We start from the raw sequence: 557 nt of genomic DNA on the forward strand, positions 1-557 counted from the left end.
ATGCATGTAGTATAGGTTGGCAAAAGGAAGAAAAGCAACAAAAAAGAGCAAAACTTCCTTTTTTGTGTAATACCTCGCACTTTTATGGGGGTGTTGGGGTGTCATGCTCGCATGGAAATGGTGTGGGATTTGCGCATCGTGGTCCATTTCTTTCCAATAAAAAACACATTAAAAACATAGGGTTACATGGTGTTTTTTAATAATTTCCACCTGGAAATGGTCGGGTTTCCAATGGTGCGCCTCCCCTATTTGTGAGCTTGTGTTTGTGAGCGTTTGAGTTGCAGTTTAATGGTGTGAGTTGCAGTGGTGTTGGGTTTTTAAAGGGGGATGACATGGCTTTGTGTGTTTATTCTCTCTTCATACTTGGGGGAATGTTTGGTTCTTACGAGTATAGAAATGGAATACAGAAAACTTTTACTGGCATTGATGGTTGCTGGTCTGTTGGGCTGTGGTGGCGGTGGTTCTGGCGGTGGCGGTGATTTGGGGTCAGGTGATGATGTGGAAGATACCGTACCTGAGTTGCCTGATGATGAGAATGAGGAACCGACTGATCCACC

1 protein-coding gene is annotated in these 557 nt (G+C 44.2%); it reads left to right on the forward strand.

Annotation, left to right across the window (positions count from 1 at the left end; translation table 11 throughout):
• A partial coding sequence (locus AB4585_RS23940) for a hypothetical protein (protein WP_372171250.1) occupies positions 1-200 on the forward strand: 200 nt, incomplete at its 5' end.
• Positions 201-557: the final 357 nt, after the last annotated feature.

The organism is Vibrio sp. 10N.222.49.C9 (assembly GCF_041474985.1).
Taxonomy (GTDB): Bacteria; Pseudomonadota; Gammaproteobacteria; order Enterobacterales; family Vibrionaceae; genus Vibrio; species Vibrio crassostreae_C.